An 8,462-nucleotide genomic window follows, 5' to 3' on the forward strand; every position below is an offset into this window, starting at 1 on the left:
AATGTATTAATTGAGACTTGAGGCATTTTTATTATATTTAAGCTTCTTCAAAATCCACTTTATCGTAAATATCAGCGATCGCTATCTCAAAATTACTCGAACCAAAATTAATTGAATTTAGAGAAATATTTTCATTTAAATCATCATATTCTACAAACGTCCAGCGCTTTTTATCTGTTTTAAAATATTGCTCGATATGTACTTTGTATTGGTCAATTAAAATATATTCTTGAAAAGTTGAAATAGTCCGATAAGCTGCGATTTTATCATCTTTATCGTAACTTTTAGTGGAATTTGATAGAACCTCAGCAATTATCAAAGGATTAGTAATAGTATCTTTTCGCCCTTCTTGTAATTGTAGTTATCCAGCAACAACCATGATATCAGGATAAGTGTAAATACGCTTTTCCGGTATCCACAATCTTTGGTCAGTTATAAATACTTCATAAGGTTGACGCTTAAATGCGAAATTGAAAGCAGCGTAAAAATTGCCAGAAACTTTATTGTGATTCGGTGTACCACCAGTCATAACTACAATTTCACCATCAATATACTCATTACGTTCCTGGGAATTAACCTCTAGTTCCAAATATTCCTCAGAAGTATAATATTTGGTTTCGTCAATTTGTGCAATCATTGCTTTTACTTTTCCAGCAAGTAAAGGATGATACCAATTACTTTGACTACCTTTACCAGAACGGTAACTGAATCCTGCTTGTAATAGTAAGGTTTTTAACTCTCTGATTTTCTTGGGCACAAATTGAGTTTATATGTGGTATTTTCATTTTCCCACCAATCGTATTTCTTTCATAAATTTGAATATCACTTATCATTTAATAAATGCGATCGCGAATCTTTCAATCCCTGCCAAATCTTGATGAATTTGAATATCGCAATAATTCCCATTCTTTTCCAAAAGTTCGCGAACAATCCCAGCTTGCCCAACCATCATTTCGATTAACCACACACCACCAGATTGCAAATATTCCGGCGAAACCTGTATCAAATGACGAATATATTCTAACCCATCAATCCCACCATCTAAGGCTAAATGTGGCTCATGATTCGCAACTTCTGGGTCTAAAATTAACACTGTATCACTGGGAATATACGGTGGGTTTGATATCATCCCGCTAAATTTACCTTTGAGACTCGCAAGCGGTTCCCACCAAGAACCTTGATCAAATTTTATTCTGGATGAAAAACTTAAATTCTCAGCGTTTTTTTGCGCTATTTCTAATGCTTCAATACTAAAATCAACTGCATGAATTGTGGCACTAGGAAAAATATCAGCTAGTCCAATCGAAATAGCACCACTACCTGTTCCTAAATCAGCCCAATTACCATTTCGCAAGCTTTTGTTATTAGTCTTATTATTCTCTGTCGCTGCCAAAGCCAAATCAATTAAAAGCTCAGTTTCTTGCCTGGGAATTAAAACTGCCGGAGTTACTTGCAGTTGAAACTGTCGCCAATTTGCTACTCCCGCAATATATTGTACTGGCAAACGTTCGTGCAATCGTCTTTGCCACAGCACATCTAAATCTTTTAAAGATAGGGACATTTCGATTTCGGGTTGTTCTTTATATAACTCCAACCGCAATACCAAACTATCCAAACCAGCTATTTCTCGAAGTAACCAATCGACTTCCCTCGGTTCAATATTATGCGCGATCGCACCAATAATTGCCGCATTTCGCCACAGCCAAAGCTCTTCACCCGATATTAAATTTATAAATTGGGAATTGGTCATTATAAAATTATAAAGTAGAGACGACCCGGTGGGTCGTCTTGCCCAATGGGTCGGGTCGCGAGTCGTCTTGCCCAATGATTAGCAAATTACAAATTGCCCCATTATACCCTACATCTTACTTCTTAGGAGCCTTTTGAGCGGGAGGTTTAGCCGCAGGTTTTTGGTTATTTTGTGGTTTACTATTTCCCAAAGCACGGATGTATTCCCGTGCTTCTGGAGATGGGAAAAATACAACCTGCTCCAGCCATTTATCGTTTTTATCCTGTAGAGTTTTAATTACACCATCCACATCCACAACTTGGATATCAGCCTTAGCAAACTTAGGTTTGACCTGATTTAATAAAGCGATCGCATCCTGCTTGCTCGTAAACATGGGAATATACTCTTTCTTATCCGAACCTAGCTGAATCGGTACATATCCCTTATTCGCTTCAAATCGAACCATAAACACAGGTACGCTTCTAAACTGTTTAACATCTTGACCACTTGCTTTGAGCAAATCCATCGCTCCTTTCACATCTTGGTCATTTGGTTTGAAAGCAAACTGCAAACGGTTGGGTTGATTTTTTGTTTGCTGCAACTGCTGGTAAATACTGCCCAAAGGTACGGCTGTAGGCTGTAAATTTTTTAACATCTCCGCCATTTTTGGATCGGGATTTTTGACAGATTGCAACTCTTTAATAAAAGCTTGTGCATCCAGTCTGCTCATATAAACCCCAGTAACCGAACCAGCATCCTTTTGAGCATTTTTAGGATCGGGTATTTGACGACTCAGTGGCAAACCTTGAGCATTAGTAATTAGCCAAACAGGAACAGAATCCAACTTCTCTTTAATTTGTTGTTCTGGTAATGCAAACACTGGAGCAATTCCGCTAACAACCGTTGCTAACAGAGTACTCCCCACTAAACCGAATGTTGTACCCCAGCGAACCAATGATTTCATGACTTCTCCTCGCATTAAAACTTTAAAATTAAGTCAGACAGATGATTTGACTAGCATGTGAAACTAGCTTTAGTTCTAGTATCGTCCTTAACTAATTACCCATGCTACTTGTTTATCAATTTTGTTTTCGTTTTTGTTTTGGCTAACTATCGCTTTCATCACTTACACGTATAACTGTCTGTCGCTTTCAGGTGGTAAAAGTTCCTTTTCTACGCATAGTGACAAATGCTATTTTATGCTCTTTGTCAGTTATATTCGACGCTTGTTTATTACGAATCGTTCCACCACTATTTTAGGTCATGTGACTAAATCTACAAATATTTTGCTTGACTCAGAATTTGCTACTAGCAGTTTAAATTCACTCATAGCATACCGACAAGGTATATTGGTTGCATTTACAAATAATTGCTTAACATCATAATTTGTAACTAAAGGAAACACTACATTGCTCGGAAAACGCTGAATTTTACCTAGATAAAGATTTAGTTAAATTTTATTTTTTTTATAAGAAAACTAAAAAGACCCAAATTATTGAATAATTTTGAGTCTTTCACTAAGCTTTTAGTATTTAAAATGTTTTGCATCTCAAATATATTGGATATTTTAAGTAAAATATCGGGATGACAGGATTCGAACCTGCGGCATCCTGCTCCCAAAGCAGGCGCGCTACCAAGCTGCGCTACATCCCGGAATACGATTTGATTACACTTTGACTAGGTTTGCTCTCGTTTATTCGAGTTTCAACTCCAGTCCTTGCAAATCATAACATAGCCGACTGCTATTGTACAGAAGAAATACTATGTTTATTTATTCAGGATTTTGGACTCAGGATTTTGGATTCAGGATTATAAATCCTAAATCCGATAGAAACGAGCAGACACTTCATTTCTAGCTCCTAACTTCTGAATTTTCTAGTAGCTGTTTCTCACCCCTTATTGCGGATACCAAAACATGCCCTTAATACCTTCAGGATCGGACATAAAACCCAAACCACGGTAGAAATCAACTACATGAGGATCGGCAAAGAGAGTGACATTGCTGATTTCCTCACTTCTGAGTTTTTTGAGTACATACTTCATTAAAGCCTTACCCAAACCTTTACCTTGGAAATCGGGGTGAACAACCACGTCCCAGATTGTGGCGTTGAATGCATGGTCAGAAGTCGCACGGGCAAATCCGATTAGGCGACGTTGATTTCCTCGTACTTGCCACATTGAGGCAACGAGAAAACTATGTTCGATCGCTTTTTTGACTTTTCGTAAGGGACGACGAGACCAACCGACAGCATCACAAAGTTCTTCGAGTTCGTACAAATCGATGTCACGTTCGGTGCTAAAAACAATACGAGCTTCTTTGATAGAGGATTCGCGATCGCTATTCCCATTAGAGCTGTTGGAACTTTCCACATACTCTTCAAGGGGAGTGGTGCGGGTTATCGCTGTATCTGAAGTACTAAACCAAGTTTTCCAAAAACCCATGCCAGACGGTTCGGGAGTATAACAGAATTGGCTTCCACTGAAAGAGTGTGAATACAGACTCGACTTTCTGACACATCTATGACATATCGCACTTAAACTTGTGTAAGTGTTAATCGATTTTGTAATTGACCTTAGTCAGTCAGGGAGTGTTTTCCACCAATCAATTTCAACTTTAGCACTTTGTTGCCAAGGCTAGGGGAATAATAAACCGAACTAAGAGGATTTGTCCTTGATTTTTAAACAATTATCATTTTTTTCAGTTATTCGTCTTCATTTACTTGTCCTGAGTTACTTTAATAACTGCGTGAAGTACCCCAACCTGGTTCAATGATGTTGGAAGCCCCAACATCATTGAACCAGTGACGGTTTTATTCGTCTCCGGAGTTTCCCGTCTCAACCGCCGATGCCTCCACTAGCCATCTAGCTTTTGGTCTTACTCAGCGTCCACAGGCAGCCGGCCGTCTACCACAGGCAGTTTGATTTTTATATGCCTTGCGGCAGGCTAACGCCAACGTACAACACCGCTTGGATTCACGACAATAGTCAACCAGCGTGAGCAGTGTTCCTTCCCCAATCTCTGCTCTTTCTGTACCAAGCGTATTACCGCTACTTAGGGTTATCTGTTCCGAGACAGTTGGGCGGGTCATCGACCAATACAATTATACCAGAATGCTTATGCCTTGTTTAAGAGATTGTGCGCTGTCCTTGAGCGCACGTCGAAGAAGCCATCCCCACCGTATAGACTGATGGGGAATTCCGCGAACTTAGTTAACGACCAATTCCCAATGTCCAATTTTGAATTAATCAATAACCAACAACAAAAAGCATGATGGTTTCTGGTTTAAAAACTTCTACCCTAGAACTCCTCAAACGCTTTAACCGAGCGTTCCCTCAGTTTTACGAGCAATTTGTCAGCAGCGAAATTCAACTACAAAACTTGCGTCTTGCTTACCGTCTTTACAAGACTAAACGGGCTGTAATCGAACTTAAACCCGAAGGTAGCAAAAGTGCCCTGCATTTTGCCTACCGGAATCAATCCTTTCTCCTCAGCGATATATTCGGCGTATTAGCGGCATACGGACTAACAATCCACTCCCTCAGTCTGTACGGGCAAATCAAACCACCGATGCTGGTTTTTATCAAGCTCATCATATCCCGTGGTAGCAAGTCCCTCACCGATAAAACTGCCGAAAACGTCTGTCGGGCGATTCGTGAAGCCCTTGGAGGCAGGTTTGAAGTCGAAGAAATGCTAGCAGTCGAATTTAATCTGGATGCTGGCTTAGAACAGGTTCAAACTGAATTCTACGTCGATCCAGTCTTTCACCTACCAGCATTGGTAATTGAAGCCGACAACCAACCCGGCTTATTTTACAAAGTTATGTACGCAATTTGGCAAGAAGACCTTTTGGTTGTTAATGCTAATTTGTTGGTTTGGCGAGGACGTACCCGACTTATTCTTTACCTACTAGGACCAAACGAAAGTTTAATACCCGAATATCTTGGACATAAAATTGCAGAAGGAGTGCGACAGAGGCTATTAGGCAGGTTATAGGCAGATACAAGCGGAAAATCTGTTATTTTTACTTTTACCTTCTATTTTGTTAATTATCTTTTCCAGTTGGATTCAGTCGCGTCCGTTCTTAAGGGTACGATAGAAGTATGGTAACTATCGAAATCTTGGGCGTTCCCCACGCATACGAGCTAACAAACCCGACATCAAACCTAGATACTTTAGTATTTGTCCACGGTTGGCTAAATAGTCGTGGATACTGGCAGCCTGTGATTTCTCTCCTCAAAGACGATTTCCAGTGCTTATCTTATGACCTTAGGGGTTTTGGCGAATCTCAAGCCAAAGCAGATGCTAAATCAGATAAAGAGCAGGAATTGATGGACTTAAAAACGTCTTTGGATTACAACATCAACACAAGCCCCTTTGATTCGCTTTATGCTCCAACTACCTATGCTCAAGATTTAGCAATACTTTTGGAACAACTCAACATTAAAAGCGCCTGGCTAGTCGGTCACTCATTAGGAGGCACGATCGCACTCTGGGCTGCTGCTCAATTTCCGAGTGTGGTCAAGGGTGTTATTTGTATCAATGCTGGCGGAGGTATTTACTTAAAGGAAGCTTTTGAGCAATTTCGGGCAGCAGGACAAAAATTTTTACAAGTACGTCCAAGATGGTTAACCCAAGTACCTCTGATTGACTTATTGTTTACACGAGCTAGTGTTGTCCGTCCCTTAGAGCGTCAATGGGCAAGACAAAGGGTAATTGATTTTATTGTCGCCGATCCTGAAGCTGCACTAGGCTCGCTCCTGGAATCGACAACTGAAGAAGAGGTTAATCGTTTACCCCAGTTAGTTGCCCAAATCAAGCAGCCAGTTTACTTTTTAGCTGGTGCTGAAGATAAGGTGATGGAACCAAAATATGTCCGTCATTTAGCTAGTTTTCACCCTTCGTTTCAATATTGTGGTGAAAATGTCATAGAAATACCTAATTGTGGACATTTAGCAATGCTAGAACAACCTGATGCGGTTGCTGACGAAATCCGCAGGTTAGTAGCGCAGAATTTTTAATTTGGGGATTGGGAAAAATAACAGAGAATTATTTAGACAATATTTTTCTCTGTTCTATTTTTGTTGTTTATCTGTGCCCACTACCCCATTTCCCTAATTTTTATACAAACTCATGACTTGATTTAGTGCTAGCCGGGAATGAACTCCCAATGTAAAAGACGAGGTATGACCAAGGGCGAGGTGTTCCGAAGCTGCACAGCCAATCATGGCGGCGTTGTCAGTACAGTATTTTAAGGGTGGAAACAGTACCCGTAGGTTATTTTCGGCACAAGCTGCGCTTAAATGCGATCGCAATCCACTATTGGCAGCGACACCACCACCAATAGCAATGGTACTAAGTCCATAATCAAGGGCACAGGCAATAGTCCGTTTGGTCAAGGCACGGGCTACAGTGTGCTGAAAACTGGCGGCAACGTCCCTAACAGGCACTTCCCGACCTTCGGCTTCAATACTCTGTACGAGACGTAATACAGCCGTTTTTAAGCCGCTAAAACTGGCATCGTAGCGATGAAACCCGGCGTTATTTGGCAGGGAAACTCTACCCTCAGGCAAAGCAAACGCTAGGGGATTTCCCTCTTTGGCGAGTTGGTCAATGATTGGTCCACCAGGATACCCCAGTTTTAATAGTCGGGCGACTTTATCGAATGCTTCACCTGCGGCATCATCGCGTGTTCCCCCCAATGTTTCATATTTACCGCATTCCTGAACGTGAATGAAGCTGGTGTGTCCACCGGAAACCAACAAACTCAAGAAAGGGGGATGTAATGAAGGCTCGCTGAGGTAAGTAGCGTAAATGTGACCTTCGAGGTGATGAACCCCCAAAAAAGGTTTTTCATGTAACATTGCCAAGGTTTTAGCTGCCGTTAACCCAACTAGAAGTGCCCCCACTAATCCTGGTGCGCTAGTTGCGGCAACCCCATCGATTTGTTCCCAGCACAGTCCAGACTCCTCCAAGGCTTGGGAAATTGTGTAATTTATGGTTTCGAGGTGCGATCGCGAAGCAACCTCTGGCACAACTCCCCCATATTGGCGATGTACCGGAATTTGTGAAGAAATAATACTACTTTTCACATCGCGATCGTTAACAATTGCAACGGCAGTTTCATCGCAGCTAGTTTCGATTGCTAATACAGTTGGCATGGTAGAAAGTGGAAAATGAGGAATGAAAATCGCTGAATAGTCTGTGGTCACTGGTGAATAGGGAATTTGTGTGGGGGCAAATGAGCAGTACCCAATTCCCTAATTTCCTAAATTTTCTTTGAGAACCTTTAATTTTTATTGACTTAAACTTTACTCGGTTTACTAGCAAGGATTATGATGACATGCTAGTTATGCAAATAAATATTGTACAAGCCGCCTCGTTTTGTACAATAAATTTTTTGTTTCGTAATAAAAGGAAACAATCCCATGCAACGCTTGTTTGCTCTCATATTGGCTTTTTGTCTTTGGTTTAGCTTCGCCCCGCCTTCTATGGCATTAGGAGCTGGCTTAGTACCTTGTAAGGACTCTCCAGCATTCCTGGAACGCGCTCAGAACGCTCGGAATACTACTGCTGACCCACAATCTGGTGCAAAGCGCTTTGAACGTTATTCGCAAGCGCTCTGCGGTCCTGAAGGTCTGCCTCACCTAATTGTTGACGGTCGCCTCGATCGTGCGGGGGATTTCTTGATACCCAGCATCTTGTTCCTTTACATTGCCGGTTGGATTGGTTGGG

General features: G+C 41.2%; 6 protein-coding genes, 1 tRNA gene and 2 pseudogenes. 3 read left to right on the forward strand and 6 right to left on the reverse strand.

Features of this window, described 5'->3' with window-relative positions; all coding sequences use genetic code 11:
• Window positions 1-37 precede the first annotated feature (37 nt).
• From CK510_RS32915 to CK510_RS21500, 5 genes and pseudogenes are all read right to left on the reverse strand, one after another.
• Window positions 38-637 (reverse strand): annotated as a pseudogene (locus CK510_RS32915) (Uma2 family endonuclease).
• A gap of 192 nt (window positions 638-829) precedes the next feature.
• Window positions 830-1,750 carry a peptide chain release factor N(5)-glutamine methyltransferase gene (gene prmC, locus CK510_RS21485; RefSeq protein WP_095723640.1) on the reverse strand — a complete coding sequence of 307 codons (921 nt, stop codon included), beginning with the start codon at window positions 1,748-1,750 and terminating at the stop codon, window positions 830-832.
• A gap of 115 nt (window positions 1,751-1,865) precedes the next feature.
• On the reverse strand, window positions 1,866-2,693 hold the full coding sequence (locus CK510_RS21490) for a Tic22 family protein (protein ID WP_095723641.1): 828 nt from the start codon (window positions 2,691-2,693) through the stop codon (window positions 1,866-1,868).
• Window positions 2,694-3,308: 615 nt separating this feature from the next.
• Window positions 3,309-3,382 (reverse strand) — tRNA-Pro (locus CK510_RS21495).
• A gap of 243 nt (window positions 3,383-3,625) precedes the next feature.
• On the reverse strand, window positions 3,626-4,171 hold the full coding sequence (locus tag CK510_RS21500) for a GNAT family N-acetyltransferase (protein ID WP_095723642.1): 546 nt from the start codon (window positions 4,169-4,171) through the stop codon (window positions 3,626-3,628).
• Window positions 4,172-5,000: 829 nt separating this feature from the next.
• On the opposite strand from CK510_RS21500, the gene CK510_RS21505 reads away from it, so the two are divergent.
• Window positions 5,001-5,723 carry a hypothetical protein gene (locus CK510_RS21505; protein WP_095723643.1) on the forward strand — a complete coding sequence of 241 codons (723 nt, stop codon included), beginning with the start codon at window positions 5,001-5,003 and terminating at the stop codon, window positions 5,721-5,723.
• Between the two features lie 107 nt (window positions 5,724-5,830).
• Complete coding sequence (locus CK510_RS21510; RefSeq protein WP_095723644.1) at window positions 5,831-6,748, forward strand: alpha/beta fold hydrolase; 918 nt, start codon at window positions 5,831-5,833, stop codon at window positions 6,746-6,748.
• Between the two features lie 93 nt (window positions 6,749-6,841).
• Here CK510_RS21510 and tsaD read toward each other — a convergent pair whose 3' ends face one another.
• Window positions 6,842-7,888 (reverse strand): tRNA (adenosine(37)-N6)-threonylcarbamoyltransferase complex transferase subunit TsaD, encoded by a 1,047-nt coding sequence (gene tsaD / locus CK510_RS21515; protein WP_095723645.1) that lies wholly within the window; start codon window positions 7,886-7,888, stop codon window positions 6,842-6,844.
• Window positions 7,889-8,155: 267 nt separating this feature from the next.
• Between tsaD and CK510_RS21520 the strand changes: the two are divergent.
• Window positions 8,156-8,462: pseudogene (locus CK510_RS21520) on the forward strand (Photosystem I reaction center subunit III); the annotation flags it as partial.

It is taken from the genome of Brunnivagina elsteri CCALA 953 (assembly GCF_002289455.1).
Lineage (GTDB): Bacteria > Cyanobacteriota > Cyanobacteriia > Cyanobacteriales > Nostocaceae > Brunnivagina > Brunnivagina elsteri.

Bases quoted from the DNA above. Each gene is read 5' to 3' on its own strand.
- prmC (WP_095723640.1), bottom strand. From the start codon at position 1,750: ATGACCAATTCCCAATTTATAAATTTAATATCGGGTGAAGAGCTTTGG.
- CK510_RS21490 (WP_095723641.1), bottom strand. From the start codon at position 2,693: ATGAAATCATTGGTTCGCTGGGGTACAACATTCGGTTTAGTGGGGAGT.
- CK510_RS21500 (WP_095723642.1), bottom strand. From the start codon at position 4,171: ATGGGTTTTTGGAAAACTTGGTTTAGTACTTCAGATACAGCGATAACC.
- CK510_RS21505 (WP_095723643.1), top strand. From the start codon at position 5,001: ATGGTTTCTGGTTTAAAAACTTCTACCCTAGAACTCCTCAAACGCTTT.
- CK510_RS21510 (WP_095723644.1), top strand. From the start codon at position 5,831: ATGGTAACTATCGAAATCTTGGGCGTTCCCCACGCATACGAGCTAACA.
- tsaD (WP_095723645.1), bottom strand. From the start codon at position 7,888: ATGCCAACTGTATTAGCAATCGAAACTAGCTGCGATGAAACTGCCGTT.